Annotated in this window: 18 protein-coding genes and 2 pseudogenes; 4 read left to right on the forward strand and 16 right to left on the reverse strand. The window is 63.1% G+C overall.

From position 1 onward, the window contains the following. Positions 1–335: 335 nt before the first annotated feature. Positions 336–536, forward strand: a pseudogene (locus tag AC0ZT5_RS30770) (TetR family transcriptional regulator); the annotation flags it as partial. An 18-nt stretch (positions 537–554) separates the two neighbouring features. Here the strand turns inward: AC0ZT5_RS30770 and AC0ZT5_RS30775 are convergent. Further along, positions 555–2,705 carry a mechanosensitive ion channel family protein gene (locus AC0ZT5_RS30775; protein ID WP_488499585.1) on the reverse strand — a complete coding sequence of 717 codons (2,151 nt, stop codon included), beginning with the start codon at positions 2,703–2,705 and terminating at the stop codon, positions 555–557. 277 nt (positions 2,706–2,982) lie between these two features. Here AC0ZT5_RS30775 and AC0ZT5_RS30780 point away from each other — a divergent pair. Continuing rightward, a pseudogene (locus AC0ZT5_RS30780) lies at positions 2,983–3,892 on the forward strand (agmatinase). Positions 3,893–3,919: 27 nt separating this feature from the next. On the opposite strand, the gene AC0ZT5_RS30785 reads toward AC0ZT5_RS30780, so the two are convergent. The 7 genes from AC0ZT5_RS30785 to AC0ZT5_RS30815 form a co-directional block, all read right to left on the reverse strand. After that, positions 3,920–4,573 (reverse strand): glutathione S-transferase family protein, encoded by a 654-nt coding sequence (locus AC0ZT5_RS30785; protein ID WP_488499506.1) that lies wholly within the window; start codon positions 4,571–4,573, stop codon positions 3,920–3,922. Positions 4,574–4,629: 56 nt separating this feature from the next. Continuing rightward, a complete protein-coding gene (locus AC0ZT5_RS30790) occupies positions 4,630–5,502 on the reverse strand; it encodes an aldose 1-epimerase family protein (protein WP_488499507.1) in 873 nt (290 codons plus the stop codon). Positions 5,503–5,676: 174 nt separating this feature from the next. After that, complete coding sequence (locus AC0ZT5_RS30795) at positions 5,677–6,393, reverse strand: Bax inhibitor-1/YccA family protein (protein WP_488499508.1); 717 nt, start codon at positions 6,391–6,393, stop codon at positions 5,677–5,679. 23 nt (positions 6,394–6,416) lie between these two features. Then, positions 6,417–7,190 carry an anti-sigma factor family protein gene (locus tag AC0ZT5_RS30800; RefSeq protein WP_488499509.1) on the reverse strand — a complete coding sequence of 258 codons (774 nt, stop codon included), beginning with the start codon at positions 7,188–7,190 and terminating at the stop codon, positions 6,417–6,419. Beyond that, on the reverse strand, positions 7,187–7,720 hold the full coding sequence (locus AC0ZT5_RS30805; RefSeq protein ID WP_488499586.1) for a sigma-70 family RNA polymerase sigma factor: 534 nt from the start codon (positions 7,718–7,720) through the stop codon (positions 7,187–7,189). The genes AC0ZT5_RS30800 and AC0ZT5_RS30805 overlap by 4 nt, the downstream gene beginning before the upstream one ends. Positions 7,721–7,889: 169 nt before the next feature. Further along, positions 7,890–8,705 carry a phosphonoacetaldehyde hydrolase gene (gene phnX / locus AC0ZT5_RS30810; RefSeq protein WP_488499510.1) on the reverse strand — a complete coding sequence of 272 codons (816 nt, stop codon included), beginning with the start codon at positions 8,703–8,705 and terminating at the stop codon, positions 7,890–7,892. Then, positions 8,702–9,859 carry a TIGR03364 family FAD-dependent oxidoreductase gene (locus AC0ZT5_RS30815; protein ID WP_488499511.1) on the reverse strand — a complete coding sequence of 386 codons (1,158 nt, stop codon included), beginning with the start codon at positions 9,857–9,859 and terminating at the stop codon, positions 8,702–8,704. The genes phnX and AC0ZT5_RS30815 overlap by 4 nt, the downstream gene beginning before the upstream one ends. A gap of 201 nt (positions 9,860–10,060) precedes the next feature. Here AC0ZT5_RS30815 and AC0ZT5_RS30820 point away from each other — a divergent pair, with 201 nt between their 5' ends. Continuing rightward, positions 10,061–11,245, forward strand: coding sequence for an amino acid aminotransferase (locus AC0ZT5_RS30820; protein ID WP_488499512.1), 1,185 nt, complete (start codon positions 10,061–10,063; stop codon positions 11,243–11,245). A gap of 89 nt (positions 11,246–11,334) precedes the next feature. Beyond that, on the forward strand, positions 11,335–12,159 hold the full coding sequence (mazG, locus tag AC0ZT5_RS30825; RefSeq protein ID WP_488499513.1) for a nucleoside triphosphate pyrophosphohydrolase: 825 nt from the start codon (positions 11,335–11,337) through the stop codon (positions 12,157–12,159). 6 nt (positions 12,160–12,165) lie between these two features. Here the strand turns inward: mazG and hflX are convergent, their stop codons facing one another. The 8 genes from hflX to dusB form a co-directional block, all read right to left on the reverse strand. Continuing rightward, on the reverse strand, positions 12,166–13,557 hold the full coding sequence (hflX, locus tag AC0ZT5_RS30830; protein WP_488499514.1) for a GTPase HflX: 1,392 nt from the start codon (positions 13,555–13,557) through the stop codon (positions 12,166–12,168). Next, positions 13,558–13,803, reverse strand: coding sequence for an RNA chaperone Hfq (gene hfq, locus AC0ZT5_RS30835; RefSeq protein WP_006202172.1), 246 nt, complete (start codon positions 13,801–13,803; stop codon positions 13,558–13,560). 145 nt (positions 13,804–13,948) lie between these two features. Then, positions 13,949–14,812 carry a D-amino-acid transaminase gene (locus AC0ZT5_RS30840; protein WP_488499515.1) on the reverse strand — a complete coding sequence of 288 codons (864 nt, stop codon included), beginning with the start codon at positions 14,810–14,812 and terminating at the stop codon, positions 13,949–13,951. A gap of 101 nt (positions 14,813–14,913) precedes the next feature. After that, on the reverse strand, positions 14,914–16,275 hold the full coding sequence (ntrX, locus tag AC0ZT5_RS30845) for a nitrogen assimilation response regulator NtrX (RefSeq protein WP_095091615.1): 1,362 nt from the start codon (positions 16,273–16,275) through the stop codon (positions 14,914–14,916). Then, positions 16,265–18,550, reverse strand: coding sequence for a sensor histidine kinase NtrY-like (locus AC0ZT5_RS30850; protein ID WP_488499516.1), 2,286 nt, complete (start codon positions 18,548–18,550; stop codon positions 16,265–16,267). Before AC0ZT5_RS30850 ends, ntrX begins: the two co-directional genes overlap by 11 nt. Positions 18,551–18,679: 129 nt before the next feature. Continuing rightward, entirely contained in the window at positions 18,680–20,140 is a 1,461-nt protein-coding gene (ntrC, locus tag AC0ZT5_RS30855; protein ID WP_184874312.1) for a nitrogen regulation protein NR(I), read from the reverse strand. Continuing rightward, a complete protein-coding gene (locus AC0ZT5_RS30860) occupies positions 20,137–21,279 on the reverse strand; it encodes a two-component system sensor histidine kinase NtrB (RefSeq protein WP_477288486.1) in 1,143 nt (380 codons plus the stop codon). Before AC0ZT5_RS30860 ends, ntrC begins: the two co-directional genes overlap by 4 nt. After that, positions 21,276–22,301 carry a tRNA dihydrouridine synthase DusB gene (dusB, locus tag AC0ZT5_RS30865; protein ID WP_488499517.1) on the reverse strand — a complete coding sequence of 342 codons (1,026 nt, stop codon included), beginning with the start codon at positions 22,299–22,301 and terminating at the stop codon, positions 21,276–21,278. The genes AC0ZT5_RS30860 and dusB overlap by 4 nt, the downstream gene beginning before the upstream one ends. Positions 22,302–22,388 lie beyond the last annotated feature (87 nt).

Below are 22,388 nucleotides of genomic sequence, written 5' to 3' on the forward strand. Positions count from 1 at the left end.
TGATCTCGCGTGGACTCACCAGCAAGCGCGCTGGCAGAGGCTGTCGCCGCCCGACAGAGATTGGAATCTCTGGGCGTCGCTCTCAAAGCTAAAGCCGCAGAGATCTACTGGATCGCCCCCGATCGGGCTGCGCAATCCCGACCAGCGGCGCCCGATCGGGCGCTTTCGTCCGCGCCAAGACGGTGCGCTTTCACGTCGAAGCGACATTTCTACTTTGCTAGGAATCGAACGCCCCTACCCTATGAGTGTCGCATTTCTAACTTGCCAGCGCTGTCTCAACTCTAACTTGCTTTAACATCTGATGTGCGGTAATGCCACCCGGCTAGAGCAATTGGGACGCAAATCTGAACGTCGCGATATGGTCACTCCGGACGAGCTTTGACCTTTCGGACGACAACAGGGCCGCCGCGCAGCAGCGCCTTGCGCATCTCAGCTACCCGACAATCGAACGCTCTCGTCTGCTGCTGGATGACGATTGGCTCGGCGCTTTCAGGAAAGGCCTCGACTTCCTGCTCGATGGCCTCGCTCCACGATAAAGTTCCGCCGGCCGACTTTTATTCCTCGCCTTCCTTGGCCTTAGCTTCCGCAATCTGTTTGCGTACCACCGCATCCCTGGCGGCAGCCGCACTTGCCCCATGGTCCTCATTGCCGGCTGCGACCTGCACTGTGGGCGAAGCAAACTCGATCCCGTTTGCCGCGAACGCTTCGCGGATCATGACATAGGCCCGGCGACGGATCGTGAATTGGTGTCCCGGCTTGGTCGTCATCGCGAAACTGAGGTTGATGCCATAATCGCCGAAAGCCTCGACGCCCTTCATCTTCAAGGTCTCGATGATCTGCGGACCGAATTCCTCATCTGCCAGCAGCTCGGCGCCGACCCCCTTGACCAGCTTTTTGACCTTGGCAATGTCCGTCTCGTAGTTGACCGAAATGAAGAACTTATCGATCACCCAGTCGCGGCTCATGTTCTGGACGGCGCCCAACGAGCCGAATGGAACTGTGAAGATCGGGCCGCGGTGATGGCGCAGCTTGACCGAGCGAATGCTGAAGGACTCGACCGTGCCCTTGTAGGTGCCGCTCTGGATATACTCTCCGACGCGAAACGCATCGTCGGTCATGTAGAACACACCGCTGATGACGTCCTTTACCAGCGACTGCGATCCGAAGCCAATGGCAACACCGAAGATGCCCGCGCCCGCGATCAATGGACCAATCTCGACGCCAAGGCCGGAGAGAACCATCATGATCGCAATGGCGGCAATGAGTGCGGCGAGAAAATTCTTCAGGATCGGCAGCAGCGTTAAAAGCCGCCCGCTGCGGGCAAGCGCTGCCTCGTCGCCGCCCTCCGTGCGGGCGCGATCGATGCGACCGCCAATGAGACCCTTCACAAGTTGCCAGATGAGATCGGCGGCGAGCAGCACCACGATACCGCTCAATACACCTCGGACGATGCGGTCTACACTTTCGTCGCCCATCATTCCGCTGGCGCGCAAACGCACGACGGTCGCAAGCCAGGCGACAGCGAGCCCGATGACGATCGCCCTCGCCCCACGCTCAACGAGCACTTCGAAGATGGCATTGATCGACTTCGTCGTCTCGTCGGAGCTGGCGAAAAACGACTTGGTGATTGAGCTGGTGGATCTCAGGATTGGTGGGAGGATCAAGCCATAGATGCCAATCCACAAAAGCGTGCTCATCCCCACGACCCACAAGAGCCAGAGCATGCAAAGGAAAAATGTCAGCAGCCATTCCTTGAGCCGATAAACCTTGGAAGCCCCGACCGCCGCCGGCCGCCGCCATACGGATTCGATCGACACCGCGAGGAGACCGAGACCGAGTATGTAGACGATGAGATTCCTGACGTTCGGCGTGAAGTGGAGGATGTTCATCTCGCCTGCGAGCGCCCATCCAAGGAAGAATACGCCAGCAAACAACGCGACGCGGCGGCGCCAGAAAGCCGCGGTGACATCGTCCATCGGAATGAGCCGGACCTTCGGCTGGTCTCCAAGGTTCAAATTGCCGTCCGCCGTGCCGAGAATAACTGACGTGATCCGCATGATCACGCGCCAGGCGATGACAGCGATCAGCAAAGGCAGCACCAGCGCAGAAAGCAGTGGTGGCCAGGTAAACGCCAGGAAGGCGCCGACACTGGCCATTGCGAACACGACGAGCGGCGCGATGGCGACGAACAACGTTCGGGCGATCACATGATGTCGGGCGGGTGCGCCCGATTCCGGGCTTTGAACTGGGTTGCGGCGGTGAGCCCTGCCGACGATCCGGCGGAAGATGAACTCGGCACCTAACCCAAGCGCCACAAAGGCCGCGAACAGGACGAGGATCGCTCCCGGCCCTCGCCCGTGAATCTCGGTCATTATCGTCGAGCTTGCGCCGGAAATCTCGTCGGGGACCTCAGGAACCGCATTGCCAATGCCCTGCAAATGCTCGCGAATGGCGTTGGACCAGACCATGAAGTCAGTGGCGGAAGCGCCCATTGGCATTGCCGAATCGGCCGCGGGTGCCGCGCCCTTCTCTGCGATCCACGCCTTGACTTCGGGATCGTTCAGCAATTTCAGCAACTGCTCGACTTTTTCAGGTGGAGGGGGCGGCGCCGCAGTCGTCTGCGCCCGGGCGATCGCAGTGAATGCGATCAGGGACGCCATCAGCATTGCAAACAACACGCCGGTTCTGCCAGCCCGGAAAACCATCACACTCATCTGCTGACCCCCGATGGACTCACTTTCACTATGCCCACAACATACTGCCTCACGAACAAAATAATGTAGCGATGCAATACGCCCGAACAGGGCCGGAATTGTCCGTCGAGGCGGAGTGCCAAGGGAGCTCGGCCATCAATCGCCAGTCCCCGTTCAGGTAAGGCAATCTCGCGTTTCAGCTGGGGTGGCGCGTTTCGCTCCACAGAGCTTCGCCAAACTGATACATCCGCATTCGACAAATTTCAGCCAGACCCATCATCAAGACCAAATGACAGCATCTCTCTTTCTCGGCTTCCCCGATCGCCTCGCCGATGGCCGAATCCCCAGTGCGGTGATCTTCGGAGCCGGTCACGGCAGCACTTATCCCGGCAAGGACAGCAGCGGCCATGCCTTGGCCGCCGATGCCATCCGCGCCGCGAGCCAGGGCGATGCCGCGCTCGTCGAGCACTGGGATTTCGATCTCGGCGGCCCGCTGTTCGACGGCAAGCCGGGCAACGGCATCGACACAGGCGATATCCCGACCATTTTGCATAACAATGCCGGCAACCGGACCCGGATCGAGGCGAAGACGCGCGAGGTCCTGGCATTGCCGGCCGTACCGATCCTGCTGGGCGGCGACTGTTCCGTGACCTTTCCCTTCCTCGCCGGCTTTGCGGATCACGGACCGGTCTGGATCCTGCAGATCGACGCCCATATCGATTGGCGCGACGAGGTGTCTGGCGAGCGTCACGGCTATTCGAGCCCGATGCGTCGCGCGAGCGAGATGCCGCATGTCGCCGGCATGGTGCAGGTCGGCCTTCGCAGCGTTGGCAGCGCAGGCATAACCGAGATCGAAGCGGCGCGGCGCTATGGCAGTCGCTTCGTGACCGCCCGCGAGATTCACGCCCAGGGCGTCGAAGCCGCGCTGCGGCATATTCCGGAAGGATCGCGGGTTGTTGTCACGCTCGACCTGCGACGCCCTCGATCCCAGCATCATGCCGGGCGTGGCGGCGCGTACGCCCGGCGGCCTGACCTACACGCAGGTGATCGACCTGATCACGGGCCTCGGGAGGCGGGCCAGGATCGCAGGATTCGACCTAGTCGAGCTCTATCCTCCCGCCGACATTGACGGCCTGTCGGCCCTGACCGCCGCGCGCATTCTCGTCAATGTGGTCGGCACCATCGTCCGGCAGGTTTGAAAGCCGGCTTCTTGTAGGATGTGCCCGCTAATCTGCTGCCGTTCGTGGGACGGGAGGCAATGCGGGCGCGTCCAATCCCTTGAAGGGATCGCGCCAGGCCTCGATCTCTTCAAGCCGACGATACCAGCGGCCGACAGAGGGATAGTCATCGAGCGGCAGTCTGGCGGCCTCGTTGAACGGCAGAAAGGTCGCCATGCGGAAGTCGGCGTAGGAAACCGAATTTCCGACCAGCCATTCCCGTGCGAAAAGCTCCGTATCGAGTATCGCGGCGGCCGTGCGGAAATGCGTCAGTCCATCCTCCACACGCTGTTGATCAATCGGGCCTATGCCGTACCGCTGTTTGGTGCCACGTTCGAAATGCACCGTGTCGCAAGCGAATGCGAAGTGCTCCTTGCCCCAACTCAGCCACCGGATCATCTCGGGCTCGTCATCGCCGGTGCGCCATAAATCCGAACGCACGTCGCGCGACAGCCGGCAGGCTATGGCGTCTGCCTCCCAGAGGCTATTTCCGCCGTCTTCCACAAGTATAGGCAATGAGAGATTGGGGTTTAGCAGGCGATATTTCTCTGCCTGCCCCGGAGCGAATGGCGAGGCGAATTCAAATTCGACATTCGCGTCGAGATACCGTGCCACCGCGACGGCGAGCCGAGGATTGGGATTGCGGCTGAAGTAGAGCTTCACTGGACACCTCCGGTGTGGCTGGCCAACGCTATTGCCTCAGTTGTCAATGACGGGCGTCACAACAGCCGGATCTGATAGCTCAGCACGCGCTTGGCGGCCGGCGCGATCAGCATCAGGCCCGGCTTGTCGACAAAATCGCCGTCGAAGCCCACCGGACTTGCGAAGCCGTGCCAGGGCTCGATGCACAGGAACGGCGCGCCGCCCGGCTTTGACCAGACGCCCAATTCCTGAAATCCCTGCCACGCCATCTCGATCGCCGGACCACGCTCTCCGGCATAACGCACGCTGGTGCTGGCGGGCTGGTCGAGAATGACCGCGTCCTGGTCGAACAGCCGCTCGGAGAGCGCGAGGATGTTGCCTTCGACGGGCGTCGGCTGCGGCGTTTTCAGCAGCAGGCCGTCCTTCAGGCGACGGACCGGAGCAGGCTCGGCAGCAGCGAAAGTCAGCTGGTAGTCCGTCTTGGCCAGGTCCGGCAGCAATGGCCAATTGAATGCCGGATGCGCCCCGATGGACGCCGGCATCGGCTCTTCGCCGGTGTTGGTTATGTCGAAGGTGACGCCAAGCTGCCGGCGGTCCAGCGTGTAGGTCACGGCGAGGCGGAAGGCGAATGGATAGTGCGTGCGGGTATCGGAGTCGTCGGCGAGAACCAGCGTGCAGGATTGTGGGCCGCTCTGGGCCCAGGCAAACGGCTTGTCGCGCGCGAACCCGTGCTGCGTCATCGGGTAGGTCTGGCCGCGATGGCGCAGTTGATCTCCGTTCAGCCGGCCGACGATCGGAAACAGCACCGGCGAATGGCGCCGCCACTCCGGCCCGGCCTGCCACAGGAACTCGAATCCGTCTGCATCTTGCAACGAAACCAGTTCTGCACCCTGCGCGACGATGGTTGCCGAGATGCCGTCGCCCTGAAGTGTTTGGCTGTCTTGTGCCATATGTCCTCGCGCGGCCGGTGTGCAGGCGGATGCCGCGGGCAACTTAGCAAAAGCCCTTGCGGACTCAAGGTGTGGCCGGCCTTGCCAGGTCGATTGTCGGCCGGAGGATCTCCCCCTCCGGCCATGTCTCCGTGTCCAGGTCTGGGCGGCGACCCTTGCCAGCCCCCTGCCCGGCTATTCGCGTTCGCCGGTGAAGTTCAGCAACAGCTGGAAGATGTTGATGAAGTTCAGATAAAGCGAGAAAGCACCGAAGACGGCCAGCTTCTGGCGCGATTCCGCGTCGAAATTCTCGGCATACTGCTCCTTGATCGTCTGCGTGTCCCAGGCGGTCAGGCCGATGAACACGGCGATGCCGATCACCGAGATGGCAAACTGCAGCGCGGTCGAGCCGAGGAAGATGTTGACGATGCTGGCGATCACCACGCCGATCAGGCCCATGATCAGGAACGACGAGAACTGGGTCAGGTCACGCCTGGTCGTGTAGCCGTAGAGGCTGGTGGCGCCGAACATGGTGGCGGCGATGAAGAAGGTGCGCGCGATGCTGGTTCCGGTGAAGACCAGGAACACCGAGGCCAGCGACAGGCCCATGACCGCGCAGAAGGCCCAGAACATCGCCTGGGCGCTGGCCGCCGACATGGTCTGCATCTTGAACGAGAACAGCATGACGAAGGCGAGCGGCGCCAGCATCACCACCCATTTCAGCGGGCTGGAGAAGATCGGCACGTAGAGTGCGGGCGTCGATGAGATCATGAAGGCGACCAGGCCGGTGACCACGAGGCCAACGCCCATATAATTGTAGACGCGCAGCATATGCTGGCGCAGGCCCTCATCGTAGACGGCTCCGGTTTGGGCGCCGGCGCCGACGCGGTATCCCAGATTGGGAGTGTTCATTTGGCGTCTCCTTTGTGGATCGGTCAGTAAAGCGTTTTGGCGAGCGTCTCGGCAGCGCGGTCGAGGTCGTGGACCTCACTTCGTCCGACCACCGCGTAGGCGACCTCGCCGATCTGGAAATAGGCCGATGAGATGTCGCCCGAAGGCGCGACAGTCGGCTTGACGACATCGAAATTTCCCGGCCGGATCGCAAACAGCGAGACCAGCCCCATCTCATTCGTCTCGACAGCCATTTCGACGCTCGGGCCGAAGCGCGACGGATAGATCTGCACGTCGCGCACCTTCCAGCCGTTGGGCAGCGACGGCATGACGATCGCGGTTGCGGCGCGGATCTCGCCGGCATTGTAGTTGGGTGCCTCGGGCTGCGACGGCATGGTCTCGCGCACCAGCGTCGTTTTGTGGGCGCGTACCGCCTCGTCGACATAGGCGGGCGGCTGCGGCGAGGCGACGACCTTGGTCACCGACATCGGCCCGATGATGCCGTTTGCCAGCCAGCCGGCGGCGACGAAGGCGGCCACTGCCGCCGCGCGCTGCAGCACGCCGAAGATGCGACCGCGGGAAAGCCCCCTCTCCAACCGCCGCGCGGCATCGGCGGTCGCCGGCCGCGCCATGCCCCCGGACCCGGCAAGCGCCACGCGCAGTTCGTCGCGGGTCCGCAGATCCGACATCACGCGCGCCGCCGCCTCCGGACGGGTGGACAAAAACGCCTCGACCTCGATGCGGCGGGTGACATCGAGCTGGTCGTCGACATAGGCGTCGAGGTCGGCATCGGCCACGGGATCGACAGTTCCGGTCATGACGGTCCTCCAACGATCCTGAGGTGGTTTTTCGTCTTCGAGGGCGCCGCGTCCTCCATCTCGCGCAGTGCGGCGCGCGCCCTGCCGATACGCGACATCAGCGTTCCCAGCGGCACGCCGCTGGCATCGGCCGCCTGCTGATAGGACAGCCCTTCGATGGCGACGAGATGCAGGGCCGAGCGCTGTTCTTGCGGCAGGCTGAAGAAGGCTTGGCGCACCTGCGCCAGGCGCACGGAGTGTTCCTGCGGCGCCGGTGTGGTGCCATCGGCAAGATATCCGGCCTGTTCGAGGCGAGCGGCTTCAGATTTGCGGGAGCGCATCTTGTCGATGAATGTGTTGTGAACGATCGACAGCAGCCATGCGCGCAAATTACCGCTAGATCGGAAAGTGGCGCGCCGTTCATACGCCCGCACCAGCGCGTCATGCACGAGATCCTCAGCGTCCGTGCTGTCACGCGTCAGCGAGCGCGCGTAGCGGCGCAGCGACCCGAGCTGCCCTATGATGTCAAAACGCGGCATCGACCGTTTCATGTCCTGTTTACGGAGCATCTGGGGATTTTAATCCCAGCCGCGCATTTTTTTCGCGTATCGCTGGAGGACATCGTTCGCAACCGTCCTCGCCTCGCCGGCAAAACCGGGCAATCCCCGCGATACCGGCGCAGGGTGCTGCAAAGCAGGTGGCACTCGTCCGAGTGAGCGATCAGGGCCTTTCGCCGCGCCGCAGCTTGCCTTCAATGGCGGCAATCACGGGCATCAGATCGGCAACGCCGTTGACGACGAAATGCGCGCCGGCGGCCGTGAGCTTGGCCGATGCCTCGGCCCGTTTCATCCTGAACACATCCGCAGCCATAGCCTGAGTCTCCGCCAGCGTGTGACCAAAGACATTGCCGGTCACCGCCACGCCGACGGTCCAGGCGCCCGCATTGATCCCCTCGCCGATACCGACCTCGGTGTCATCGACCTTGACACACAGCCACGGCGGATAGACGCCGAGTTCGGTCAGCGCTTTCCAGAGCATGAACGGCGTCGGCCTGCCGTCGGGCGTATCGCCGGTGCAGACCAGGCAATCCGGCGAAAAGCCCTGCGCGGCGGCAACCGGCAGTATCTCCGCCATGATGTCGCGCGTATAGCCAGTTGTCGTGCCGATCTTGAGGCCGCGCTTCCGCAGCGCCTTGACCACGTCGACAACACCGGGAATGACATCCGAGAACCGCGCCGCCACAGCCCGGTTATTCGGCACGAATACGTCATAGATGGCGTCGATGTCGGCATTCGTCGGCGCATGACCGTGCTGCTCGGTCCAGGCGGCGGCGATCCTGGGCTGTGCCAGCAGTGCTGCGATGTGCGGGCGCTTGGCCATTCCCATCGGTCCCCTCGCCTCATCGACGCTGATCGCCACGCCGAATTCGGCGAAGGCCTCGACAAAGACACCCATCGGCGCCAGCGAACCGTGATCGACGACGGTGCCGGCCCAGTCGAGGACGACGGCACGAAGCAAACCGTGGGTGGACATCATGCGATCTTCCTGGCGTCGGCCGTGGTTGAACCGAAAAGCTCGTCGACCACCTCTTCGGCGATCGCGAACGAGGTGCTGGCGCCGGTACCGCTGGTGATCATGACCAGCCGCACGCCCTCCCGCGGCGCGTCGGCGAACATTGAGTGGCCGGTTGCTGAGGCATAGATGCCGGTCCAGCGTTCCAGCACGGGCGGCGGCGGGCCACCAAAGACGGCGCTGAACTCCTCAAGGATGAGGTCGTCGACACGCCCCGAGGCGAACGGATCGGGCGTTGTCGCATAGTGGTGTGAATCGCCCACCACGAGCGTGCCATCGGCACTCTGGACGACGATCAGATGCACGCCGTTGTCTAGCGCGTCGCCTTGCTCCACTTCCAGCCGGCTTCGCAAAGCGGCGGCTTCCGGCAAGGCGGCGTAACCGCTGTAACGCGCCAGCCCAAGATCCGACATCACCGCTGCCGGCAACCGGAAGCCGGGATCGGCAAGGCGCATCATCTGCAATTTGCAGCGGGTGACGCCGTATCGCGCGATGCGATCGGGGTAAAGCGTGGCCAGATCGTCGCCCGGGCAGACGATTACCTTGTCGGCGAAAACCGGGCCCCGGCTGGTCTCGATATCGGGCGGCTCGATCGAGCGTACCGCCGTCTCGCGCCGGAATTGGACGCCATGCTTTTCGGCGAGGAAGGTTGCCAGCTGCGGGATGGCCTGGCGCGACTCGACACGCACATCGTGCGGGCTCCACAGGCCGCCGGCAAAATTACGGCCCGCCAGTTCTGGATGGTCGCGGCGAAGCATATCGGGTTCGAGCAGCAGGCAACCCTCGCCCATCTCGGTTTGAAGAAACGCCTCGACCACCGAGAGCGCTTCCGGACGGCGCGCGACGACGACCAAGCCGCGCTGGATGACTTTGATGCCGGCGGGCGCGGCCAGTTCCAGCCAGATGTCGCGAGATCGCATGGCACGGCGCCATACCTGGCCGCGTTCCTGACCACTGACCGTAACAAAGCCGAAATTACGCACCGAAGCGCCGTTGGCCTGAGCGTCGCGGTCTATGACGACGACGCTGAGACCGCGACGGACGGCGGCGAGCGCATGGGCGAGACCGACAATGCCGGCGCCAACGATGGCGAGGTCGAATTTTTCTTGCCGGCTCATCGTTATCTCACACCGTCATTCTCAGGCTTCGTGCTGGAAAGGCTATTCAGACTACGCCGATGTGACAGTAGCGTGTAGGTCCTGATGGCCTTGCCGTCTCGGACAACGTCCATGCACAGCCACGCCGAGGCGGCAGGAAAAGCTCTGGCGAAATACGTTCGATTTGCGTATCACTCCGCCGCGTCAACGGAACCTTTGCCAATGTTCGAAGATCTGCAGCCCGCCCCCGCCGACAAGATCCTTGCCCTGATCGGCCTCTATCGCGCCGATCCGCGTCCCGACAAGGTCGATCTCGGTGTCGGCGTCTACAAGGATCGCGATGGCAAGACGCCGGTCATGCGCGCTGTGCGCGAGGCCGAAAAGCGCCTGCTGCAGGGCCAGGACACCAAGACCTATCTCGGCCTGGCCGGCGATGTCGGCTTCAATGCGGTGATGGCCAAGCTTGCCTTCGGTTCAGGCGCTGACATGACGCGCATCCGCGCCGCACAGGCGCCGGGCGGCTCCGGCGCGCTGCGGCTGGTGGCGGAATTGCTGAAGCGGACGCGTTCGGACGCGACGGTCTGGCTTTCGGACCCGACCTGGCCGAACCACATGCCGGTGATGCGCGCCGCTGGCCTGCAGATCCGCGAATACCCCTATTTCGATGCTGCTTCGGGTAACGTTCGCTTCGACGACATGCTGGCAGCGCTGCGGACGTCAAACAGCGGTGACGTGGTGCTGCTGCATGGCTGCTGCCACAACCCGACCGGCGCCAACCTCGACAGCGCGCAATGGGCCGCCGTTGTCGATCTGGTGGTCGAGCGCGGCCTGCTGCCGTTTGTCGACATCGCCTATCAGGGCTTTGGCGATGGCCTTGAGGCCGATGCTCTCGGCTTGCGCCTGCTGGCCGCGAAGGTTCCGGAAATGGTCGTCGCCTCGAGCTGCTCGAAGAACTTCGCCGTCTACCGCGACCGCGTCGGCGCTGCGATGATCCTGGCCAAGGACGGCGCCCAAGCCGATCTGGCGATGGGTCAAATGCTATCGGCGGCGCGCGCCATGTATTCGATGCCGCCGGATCACGGTGCTGCCGCTGTGCGCATCGTGCTGGAAGACGCCGCGTTACGCGCGGACTGGGAGGCCGAACTCGAGGAGATGCGGCTGCGCATGCTCAGGCTTCGGGTCCAGTTCGCCGAGGCGCTGCGCCGGCAGTCCAATTCCGACCGTTTCGATTTCGTTGCCAGCCACCGGGGCATGTTCTCCCGCCTTGGCCTCACGGAAGCGCAGGTCGAGCGGCTGCGTGCCGAGCACGGCATCTACATGGTCGGTGACAGCCGCATCAACGTCGCCGGTCTGCCCGAGGACGGGATGGACGAACTTGCCAAGGCGATCGTTTCCGTTCTTGATTGACAGGCCGGGTACCCAGCACCTGTGGACAAGGCCCCCTCGCCGGCTGACAAAGTTGGCCGCGCGAGTAGCCGCGCGGTAGCATCGGTCGCATGACGCCATCGAATGACATTTCGCGCCTGATCGAGATCATGGCGGCGCTGCGAGCGCCGAAAACCGGTTGTCCATGGGACATCGAGCAGGATTTCTCGACCATCGCGCCCTATACGATCGAGGAGGCCTACGAGGTGGCGGATGCCATCGCGCGCGGTGACCTCGACGATCTGCGCGACGAACTCGGCGACCTTCTGCTGCAGGTCGTCTACCACGCGCAAATGGCCGAGGAGGCCGGTGAATTCGCCTTCGGCGATGTGGTCCGGGCCATCACGACGAAGATGATCCGTCGCCATCCGCATGTCTTCGGCGACGAGGAGGCCCGCAGCGCCGGCATGGCCAAGGGCATGTGGGAAAAGATCAAGGCCGAGGAAAAGGGTGAGAAACGAAGTGCCCGCCTCGCCCGCGGTCTCGACCCCGAGGACAATGGCAAAGGATTTCTGGACAGTATTCCGGTCGCCCTGCCCGCGCTGACGCGAGCGCTGAAACTGCAGGAGAAGGCCGCCCGCGTCGGCTTCGATTGGAGTGAGGCAGCGCCTATCCTCGACAAGATCGAGGAAGAGATTGGCGAGTTGCGCGAGGCGCTGGCCAAGGGCGACACCGCATCGATCAAGGACGAGTTCGGCGACATGCTGTTTGCCGTCGTCAATCTCGGCAGGCACCTCAAGCTCGATTCGGAAGCCGCGCTGAGCGGCACCAATGAGAAGTTCCGCTCACGCTTCCACTATGTCGAGCAGGCGCTGGAGAAATCCGGCAACACGCTGGACAAGGCGAGCCTGGCCGAGATGGAAGCGCTCTGGCAGGAGGCAAAAACCGTTAAGTAAGCGACGTTACCCTTTGGTTTTGGCGCGCAATCTGCTTTCGATCTCTTCGCGGGCGCTTTGCGTCGCCTTGAGCGAGATGGTGGCGCTGCCGTTGTCATTGTCGGTTCGCGAAACGACGTCGCCGTTGCGGTAAAGCCAGTCGACAAGACCGAACTGTGCCGGCTCGATCGTCACTGTCAGGTCCTCGAGTTCGCCCGCCATGCGCGTTTCGATGATCGCCTTCAGCGCATCGATGCCCTCGCCGGTCACCGCCGACACCGCAACCGGCGGCGCCTTGCTGGCGTCGGTGCCATCGGCAAGCAGCCGGTTCCTATTGCCTTCGTCGAGCCTGTCGATCTTGTTCCACACTTCGATGACCCGCTTGGCGTCGCCGGCATCGACACCGAGGTCGGCCAGGATGCGCTCGACATCCTCGGCCTGTGCGGCTGTATCAGGATCGGAAATGTCGCGCAGGTGGATGACGAGGTCCGCCTCGACCACCTCTTCCAGGGTGGCGCGGAAAGCGGCGATCAGATGCGTCGGCAGGTCCGAGATGAAGCCGACCGTGTCCGAAAGGATGATCGGCGTCCCATGCGGCAGGCGCACGCGGCGCAGCGTCGGGTCGAGCGTGGCGAACAGCATGTCCTGAGCCAGCACGCCGGCTCCGGTCAGCCTGTTGAACAAGGTCGACTTGCCGGCATTGGTGTAGCCAACGATGGCAACCACCGGAAACGGAACCTTCTTGCGCTTGGCGCGGTGCAGGTCGCGGGTGCGGCGCACGGTTTCCAGTTCGTGCTTCAGCTTGATGATCTTGTCCTGAAGCACGCGCCGGTCCGATTCGATCTGCGTTTCACCGGGACCACCGAGGAAGCCGGCGCCGCCGCGCTGGCGCTCGAGGTGGGTCCAGCTGCGCACAAGACGGCCCTTCTGGTAATTGAGATGGGCAAGCTCGACCTGCAGCGTGCCTTCCTTGGTGCGCGCGCGCTCGCCAAAAATCTCAAGGATCAGCCCGGTGCGGTCCAGCACCTTGGCATTCAGTTCCTTTTCGAGATTGCGCTGCTGCACCGGCGTCAACGGATGGTCGACGATGACCACTTCCGCATGACCCTCTTTGACGATTTCGGCGAACTCGGCGACTTTGCCGCTGCCGAGCAACGTCGCCGGGCGCGGATCGTTGACGGTCACCACCGCCGTATGGATCAGATCAAGGTTGATGGCGCGGGCAAGGCCGACGGCCTCGTCGTGACGAGCGTCAGCCGAACGCGTCAGCCGCGGACGGTTTGTGTCGTCGTCACCGCGCGGCTGGCGGGTAAGTACTGGCACGATGACAACGGCCCGGGGCGGGCCCTTGGCTTCCGTCCCGGGATGATGTGCTGGTTTTCCGCGAACTGGTGCGTCCGCGTCTTTCTCACGTGCCAATCAGGCGCCCTGGCTTTCCTCGCCATCGAACATCTGAACCGGCTGGCTCGGCATGATCGTGGAAATGGCGTGCTTGTAGACGAGCTGGGAATGACCGTCGCGGCGCAGCAGGACACAGAAATTGTCGAACGAAGTGACCACGCCGGTCAGCTTCACGCCGTTGATAAGGAAGATGGTGAGCGGGTTCTTGCTCTTGCGAACTGAATTCAGGAACAGGTCCTGAAGGTTTTGCGATCGTTCCGCCATTGTTCTTGTCTTTCGCCGATCCCCTTCGGTTTGCAAGCCAATGCGCCAAATTAACGGGCACATGTCAAGCGCGCAAACAACCTCTTGTCGTCAGTAACGACAAGCAGAACGAGATAAATTGATGTTCATTCCACCTGTGCGGTTATCAGGCTGGACTTTTTTCCGCAATGTCAAAAAAGGCCTGACGCAAGGAAAGTGTTACTGAGCCGGGGTGTCCATTGGCAACCGGATCGCCGTCGATGGCCACCACCGGCATGGCGATGGTCGTCGCAGAACTGATGAACGCCTCACGCGCTGCCTTGGCCTCGGCGACGGAAAAACCACGTTCCTCGATCTTCAAGCCGAGGCTGGCCGCCACCTCGAACATGGTCGTGCGGGTGATGCCGCGCAGGATGCCATGCTCGGCCGGCCTGGTGACCAGAACGCCATCCCTGGTGACGATCCAGGCGTTCGACGAGCCGCCTTCCTTGACCATGCCGTCGCTGTCGACGAACCATGCCTCCTGCGCGCCCGCTTCCTTGGCCTTCTGCTTGGCCAGCACGTTAGGCAGCAGTCCGACGCTCTTGATATCGACCCGGTCCCAGCGATTCTCCGGCACGGTGATGACCGCAATGCCGGTTTCAGCCCGCTTTGCTCCGGCGGCAGGATCGGCTTTCCTGGCTGTGACCACCAGGGACGGCCTGGTGTCCGCCGACGGGAAGACAAAGTCGCGGCTGGCGACGCCACGCGTGACCTGGACATAGACCAGGCCATTGGCGACATGATTGCGGTTGACCACTTCGCGCAGGATGAGCGGCAAGACACCGCGCGTCACCGGCCAGGCAATAGACAATTCGGTCAGCGAGCGGTTCAAACGGGCCAGATGGCGCGGCATATCGACGATGAAGCCACGCGCCACTTCGCAGACCTCGTAGACGCCGTCGGCGAACTGATAGCCGCGGTCCTCGATATGCACGGAAGCGTCCGCGTGAGCGACGTAGCGCCCGTTGACATAGGCAATGCGCGGCATTGGCGACCCCTGGATAATTCTCGGGCTTTCTTATGCGATTCCGCCGCTGCCGTAACCGGCAAATGGTTGGCACAAGCGCGGCTGACGAGACGTCGCGCCTGTCAGACGCCCAGCGACTTCAGCTTGCGGTGCAAAGCGGAGCGCTCCATGCCGATGAACTCGGCGGTTTTCGAGATGTTGCCGCCAAAGCGGTTGATCTGGGCGATCAGATAATCCTTCTCGAACTGTTCGCGCGCCTCGCGCAGCGGCAGCGCCATGATGTGCTGGTCGGATTGATTCGGCGTGCGCGGCATGACATCGCCGATCTCGGACGGCAACAGGTCCGCGGTGATCGGCGCATCGACGTCATCGCCGCGCGCCAGGATCATCAGGCGCTCGACATTGTTGCGCAGCTGGCGGACGTTGCCCGGCCAGTTGTGCGCCTGCAGCACGGCCAGCGCGTCATCGCCGATGCGGCGCGGCTTGATGCCGGCCTGACGGGCGATCTGCTTCATGAAATTGTCGACAAGGTAGGGAATGTCCTCGCGCCGCTCGGCCAGTCCCGGCACCATGACCGGAACCACCGCCAGGCGATGATAAAGATCCTCGCGGAAACGCCCGTCGGCGATCATCGCTTCGAGGTTCTGCGAGGTCGAGGAAATGATACGGACGTCGACCTTGACCCGCTTGGTGCCGCCTACCCGCTCGAACTGCTGCTCGACCAGCACGCGCAGGATCTTGTTTTGTGTTTCGCGCGGCATGTCGGCCACTTCGTCGATGTACAGGATGCCGCGATGGGCCTCCTCGAGCGCGCCGACCTTGCGCTCGACACCGTTCGATTCGGTGCCGAACAGCTCGATCTCCATGCGTTCCGGCGTGATGTTGGCGGCGCTCAATGTCACGAACGGCGCGCCCTTGCGTGCCGACAGCGTGTGGATGGCGCGCGCGGCCAGTTCCTTGCCCGAGCCCGACGGGCCGATAATCATGACGCGGCTGTTGGTCGGCGCGACGCGCTCGATGGTCTGGCGCAGCTGGCTCATCGCCGATGACATGCCGATCAGATCGAAGGTTTCGCCGCTGCGCAGCTTGAGGTCGGAAACCTCGCGCCGCAATTTCGAGGTTTCGAGCGCGCGCTCGGCAATGAGGATCAGCCTGTCGGCCTTGAACGGTTTTTCAATGAAGTCATAGGCGCCGCGACGAATGGCGGAGACTGCGGTTTCGATGTTGCCGTGACCGGAGATCATCACCACAGGCAAGGTCGGGTGCATCGTCTTGATCTCGTCGAGCAGCGCCAGGCCGTCCAGACGCGAGCCCTGCAGCCAGATGTCGAGGAAAATCAGCCGCGGCGCCCGGTCGGCGATCGCCGCCAATGCGCTGTCGGCATCGAATGCCGTGCGGGTTTCGTGACCTTCGTCGCTCAGGATGCCTGCGACGAGTTCACGGATGTCTTCCTCGTCATCGACGATGAGAATATCAGACGCCATTACCGACCTTTTCAGTTTCTCGTTCGTTTTCCGTCCTGCTTTCGCCGCGCGGAAGCGCGACCGCCACAGGCGGCAGGATGATGCTGATCATCGCGCCGCGCCCGCCGTGGAAATCCGCGGGCGCATCATGAAGTTCCAGCCTGCCACCATGGTCCTCCACGATCTTCTTGACGATAGCGAGACCGAGTCCGGTGCCCTTCTCACGTGTGGTCATATAGGGCTCGAGCAGCCGTTGGCGATTCTCGCGCGGCAGCCCTTTGCCATTGTCGATGACGTCGATGCGAATCGCGCCATTCTGGCGGCCGGCTTGAATCCGGATTATGCCGTGCGAACCATCCTTCTGTTCCAGCCCATCGATCGCTTCGGCGGCGTTCTTGATCACATTGCCGAAAGCCTGCGCCATCAGCCGGCTGTCGAACGTGCCCTTGAGCGGCTCGCTGCCGAATACCCGTTCGAAGGTGATGTCGGCGCGGCTGACCTCGACCAGGAACGAGGCCTCGCGCAGTGATTCGCGCAGGTCGATGGCCTTCATTTCGGGCTTCGGCATGCGGGCGAACGCCGAGAACTCGTCGACCATGCGGCCGATGTCCTCGACCTGCCGGATGATGGTGTCGGTGCACTGGTCGAAAACCTCGCGGTCCTCGGTGATGACCTTGCCGTAGCGGCGCTTGATGCGCTCGGCCGACAGCTGGATCGGCGTCAGCGGGTTCTTGATCTCATGCGCGATGCGCCGCGCCACGTCGGCCCAGGCGGAGGAGCGCTGCGCCTGAACCAGATCGGTGATGTCGTCGACCGTCACGACATAGGATTTTTCCTCCGCGCCGTCGTCGCCGGCCTCGATGGTGATCTGCACGTTGAAGGTCCGCTCGGCACCGGCGCGATAGAAAGTGACCTGCTCGCGGTAGACCGGTTTGCCGGACTTGCGGCCGATCTCGAAGACGCGGCCGACATGCGGCAGCACGGCGGAGAGGTTCTGTCCAAGTGCCGCATTGGCGGATATGGCCAGCATCGCCTCGGCCGAGCGGTTGACGATGGTGACGATGCCATAGGGGTCGACGCCGATGACGCCGGCAGTGACACCGGCAAGCACCGCTTCGGAGAAACGGCGCCGTTCGTCGATCAGGTCCTTGGCGGACAGGATCTCGTTGCGCTGTGATTTCAGTTCGAGAAGCATCTTGTTGAACGTGTCGCCGAGCGAGGCGACATCGCCGTCCGATGGCCTGACGGGAACCGCGACGTCGAGATTGCCGGTCGCCACCTCGTCGGCGGCGCCGATAAGCTGGCGAATCGGCCGCACCAGGCGATCGGCGACGGCGATGCCGGTCCAGATCGCGGACAGGATGATGATCAGCGTGAGCGACAGATAGGGCAGCGCGAAGGCCACCTGCGAGGTGCGCCTGTTATCTTCCAGCCCGCGATATTCGTCGGTGTTGGATCTGACGATCTGCCGCGCCTTGATCACTTCGGGATCGACGAGGCGAATGGTGTAGAGATACAGCCCATCGATCTCGCGCAGCTTGACGATAGCGCCCATGATGTTGCGCGTTTTCGGCTCGATCAGTACCGGCTTGCCGTCGGAGGCGCTGGCCACGGCGCCTTCCGGCGGCTCGGGCATGGCGAAATCGGTGTCGGTCTTGGCGCTCATGACGAATGAGCCGTCGGGCTTGATCAGCGCTGCATGGGCCAGCGACCGGCCCACGGCTTCCTTGTTCATCAGGTCGAGAAAGCCAGTCCGATCAAGGCCATAGAGCGTCCTTGACGCGTCGAGATCATAGGCCATCGACAGCGTCGTGCCCTGCAGGTTGCGGGCGTTTTCCTGGACATACGCATCGGCGATCGACAATGACGAATTGACGATCGTCTTGGTGCGGATTTCGAACCAGCGGTCGAGGCCGATGTCGAGCGTGATCGAGGCGATGATCGCCACCATGATGGCGGGAATTGCGGCGACCAGGGCAAACATGGCGACGATGCGCACATGCAGCCGCGAGGCCGCCTTGCCGTGCCGACGAGCCATCAGGATGCGGTGTACTTCGCGTCCGACCAGCGCGATGAGGAACAGGACGAATATGGCATTGAGGGCGATCAATGCGAGCGTCGTCGACTCGTTGGGCGTAATCGGCGTGGCGCCGACGAGGATGGTGAACGAGATCGCCGCCGTCAGCAGCGCGCCGCCGACCGCGACCACGCCGGGCAGCGCAAGCAGCCTGCGCCCGTCGCGTGCGCCGGGTTCGCTGAAAAGCGGTTGGTTGAGTGTCGGTGCCTGCGGAGCCATGTCGCCGTCTAGAGCCATCATTGCGTCGGATGTATGCAACGCATTGTGGCGATTATGCAACAAGTGTGACCGAGACGGAAATCTTTCGCGAGATGGTCCCCTGAAAAGAGCCCGGGCTCGGATCAGGGCTCAGGGCTGTCGCGATGATTTGTAGACGTTGACGCCGAGGTCGCGAATCTTCTTGCGCAGCGTGTTGCGGTTCAAGCCCAGCAGTTCGGCGGCCTTGATCTGGTTGCCTCGGGTTGCCGTCATCGAGGCCAGGACCAACGGATATTCGACCTCGGACAGAATGCGCTGGTAGAGACCGGCAGGCGGCAAATCGCCGGCAAACGAGGCGAAATAACGCTGCAGGAAATGCTCGACCGCCTGGCCGATCGACAGGTCGTCGGGAATGAGGTTGCCGCCGCCCGGCACCACCGGGCGCTCGCCGGTCTTGAGCTCCGCCTCGATGATCTCGGCCGAAATCTCGTCCTGCGAATAGAGCGCGGCGAGCCTGCGGACAAGGTTTTCCAGTTCGCGCACATTGCCCGGCCACGGGTAGCGCTTCATCAGTTCGATGCCGCCCGACGAAATGCGCTTGGTCTGCAGGCCTTCCATCTCGCCGAGCTTGAAGAAGTGCCTGACTAGGTCGGGCACGTCCTCGGAGCGCTCGCGCAGCGCCGGCAGCCTGAGCGGCACGACGTTGAGGCGATAGAAAAGATCCTCGCGGAAAAGGCCCTGGTTGATCAGCGTGCGCAGATCCTTGTTGGTGGCTGCGACGATGCGCACATCGGTCTTGATCGGCGTGCGTCCGCCGACGGTCGTGTACTCGCCCTGCTGCAGGACGCGCAGCAGCCTCGTCTGCGCCTCCATCGGCATGTCGCCGATCTCGTCGAGGAACAGCGTGCCACCCTCGGCCTGCTCGAAGCGACCGGTGGAGCGGTTCTGCGCGCCGGTGAAGGCGCCCTTCTCGTGGCCGAACAGTTCCGATTCGATTAGGTCACGCGGGATCGCCGCCATGTTGATGGCGACGAACGGGCCGCCGCGACGGCGGCCATATTCATGCAGTGCACGCGCCACCAGTTCCTTGCCGGTGCCGGATTCGCCTGAGATCATCACCGTCAGGTCGGTCTGCATCATGCGCGCCAGCATGCGGTAGATGTCCTGCATGGCCGCCGAACGGCCGACCAGCGGCATCGCGTCAGGCTGCTCTTCCGGCCGCGCATCGATCTTCGGCCGCCGCGGCTCGGAAAGCGCCCGGTTGACGATGTTGAGCAGTTCGGTCAGGTCGAACGGTTTCGGCAGATATTCATAGGCGCCGGTCTCGGATGCACGGATCGCCGTCATGAAGGTGTTCTGGGCGCTCATGACGATGACGGGCAGTTCCGGCCGTGCCTTCTTGATACGCGGCAGCATGTCGAACGCGTTCTCGTCCGGCATCACCACATCGGTGATGACCAGATCGCCCTCGCCCGCCGCGACCCAGCGCCATAATGTCGAAGCGTTGGAAGTGACGCGCACATCATGACCGACACGCGAAAGCGCCTGGTTGAGGACGGTGCGGATCGCCGCATCGTCGTCGGCGACGAGAATATTGCCGCGAACGGTCATTTGCGGTCTCCTTCGCCGTCTTCATCGGCGCCGTATGGCACTTCTTTCCAGGCCGGCATCAGGATGCGGAAAGTTGTCCCGCGCGGCGTCGATTCGCATTCAATGATGCCGCCATGCTCGCCGACGATCTTGGCGACCAGCGCCAGCCCCAGCCCCGAGCCGTTCGGCTTGGTGGTGATGAAGGGATCGAACAGGATCGGCAGGATGTCTTCCGAAACGCCGGAGCCGTTGTCGCGCACGCAGAACTCCAGTGGCAGCGATACGCGATCTTGCGTGCCCGGAACGGAAACGCGGATGCCCGGCCGGAATGCGGTCGACAGTACGATCTCGCCCTGCGGGTCGCTGCCGATCGCCTCGGCGGCGTTCTTGACCAGGTTGAGGAACACCTGGATGAGCTGGTCGCGGTTGGCAAACACCGGAGGCAATGAAGGATCATAATCCTCCATTATCTTGATTCTTTTGGCAAAACCGTTCTTGGCTATCGCCTTCACATGGTCTAGCACGACATGGATGTTGACGGGGTAGCGATCAATCGGCCGCTCGTCGGAAAACACCTCCATGCGGTCGACCAGCGACACGATTCGGTCGGTCTCGTCGGTGATCAGCCGCGTCAGCGCGCGGTCCTCGTCGGAAGCCGACAGTTCGAGCAGCTGGGCAGCACCGCGGATGCCGGAGAGCGGGTTCTTGATCTCATGGGCAAGCATCGCCGCCAGGCCGGTCACCGAGCGCGCGGCGCCGCGGTGCGTCATCTGCCGGTCGATCTTGTCGGCCATCGACCGTTCCTGGAACATCACCACGACGGAGCCCGGAAATTCCGGCACCGGCGCGACATAGAGATCGACGACCTTCTCGATGCCGAGGCGCGGCGACGACACGTCGACCCGGTACTCGTTGACTGGAGCGAGGCGTTCGCGCACCTGATCGACCAGCGTGAGCAGCGGGCTGCCGAAGGGAATGAGTTTCGACAGCGTGTTGCGGGCCAGCATGGTCGCGCTTGAGCGGAAAAAGTCCTCGGCATCGGCATTGGCGTAGGTGATGAACCCTTGCTCGCTGATCATGATCACCGGGCGACGGATGGTGTTGAGCACGATCTGGGCAGCGTCCGCCATTTCAACACCCTGGCCAGCGGCGGCGATCATGCGGCGCTCCGCAGGTTCGATGGTTGCGCATAGCGGGAAAACAAATCGCGTAGCAAGGCGATGACGCGGGCGGGCTCGAATGCCGTCAGTATGGCCTTTCGGCTGTCGTCAGCCACGCCGCCGGCATAACGGTCGAGATACCAGCCAAGATGCTTGCGTGCCTGACGCAGGCCACTCTCGACGCCATAGAGCGCCAGCATGTCCTCGTAGTGGGCCACGACATAGTCGGCCAGCGCCATCCGGTTCTGCGGCGCCTTGGCTGCCTCGCCCGTCGCGGCCGCCGCGATGCTGCCGGCGATCCACGGCGCGCCATAGTGCGCGCGCCCGATCATCACGGCATCGGCACCGGATTGATCGAGAATGGCAGCCGCTTCCGCCGGCGAAGAAACATCGCCATTGGCGACGACCGGGATCGATACGGCTTCCTTGACGCGGGCGATGGCGCGCCAGTCGGCCTTGCCCTGATAGAACTGGCAGCGCGTGCGGCCATGCACAGTCACCATCCTGACGCCGGCCTGCTCGGCGCGGCGCGCCAGCATCGGGGCGTTGAGCGCGCCTTCGTCCCAGCCCAGCCGCATCTTGACCGTGACCGGCACCTTGACCGCGCCAACCACAGCGTCGATCAACGTCAGCGCGTGGTCGAGATCCAGCATCAATGCCGAGCCGGCATAGCCACCGGTGACCTTCTTGGCCGGGCAGCCCATGTTGATGTCGATGATGTCGGCGCCCTCGCCAGCGGCGATGCGCGCGCCTTCGGCCATGTGCGCTGCCTCGCGCCCGGCAAGCTGCACCATATGAACCGGCAGGCCGGAATGACGAATGCGCAGGTCGCAGCCGGCCCTGCCTTTGGCAAGCTCGCCGCTCGCTACCATTTCGGATACGACAAGACCGGCGCCATGCGCGTGAGCCCGCTGCCGGAACGGCTCATCAGTGATGCCCGACATCGGCGCCAGGAACACGCGATTGCGGATTTGCACACCGCCGACGTCGAGCGGCGCGGCCAATTTGGTCAAATCAGGCATGCACAAAAACCAAGCATATTAGTTCGTTGCACATTCTCTAGCCAGAACCGTCGCAATGTGCAACGCGGAATGACGTCACATTGAGGC

This window comes from Mesorhizobium sp. CNPSo 4670, from assembly GCF_057784235.1.